The following is a 593-nucleotide window of genomic DNA, read 5'->3' on the forward strand; positions in this document are numbered from 1 at the left end:
GCACTGAGCTGGATTTCGCTGAAACACAGTTGCAGGTCGGTAACCCGCTGGTTGTTCCAGCTCGCCGGCAGCCAGATATCCTCCAACGCTTGCCCGCTGGCGATCCTCGGGCCTGTCTTGAAACCCTCGCCCTGACGGTAGCGGGCCACATCGATATCGCGAAAGCGGGGGCCTTGCTCGTCGACATCTACCTGCAACTCACGCCACAGGCGCTGGCGATAAAACACATAAATGAAACCCGCCCGGCACAACACCGGCGTGCCGTGATCGTACTGGCTGTTGACTCCCGGCAAGGGCACGAAGGGCAGCACCGGAACGATCTGGTTCCATTGAGCTTCCATCTGACGGGGCGTGACCAGCAGGTCATCGAGCAGTGGCACGCGCAGCGGCGTGCCGTCACGGCTATCGATTTCCAGCATCAGGCGGCGGCCCGGTTGCCAGTCCCAGGCATGCAGCACGCTGCTGCACCAGGATTTATCGAGGGTTATGGCTCGGTTGCGTTGGGTCAGGGCGAGATCCGGCTGGCCATCCTGGTTGCAGATAACCAGGCGCTGGCCTGGCGGATGGGCCTTGCCGATGACCTGGACGATAAA

At 61.9% G+C, this 593-nt stretch carries 1 pseudogene; it reads right to left on the bottom strand.

The features are described from left to right. Window positions 1–458, bottom strand: a pseudogene (locus CWE01_RS33110) (hypothetical protein); the annotation flags it as partial. Between the last annotated feature and the right edge of the window lie 135 nt (window positions 459–593).

It is taken from the genome of Pseudomonas sp. QS1027 (assembly GCF_002814235.1).
GTDB lineage: Bacteria > Pseudomonadota > Gammaproteobacteria > Pseudomonadales > Pseudomonadaceae > Aquipseudomonas.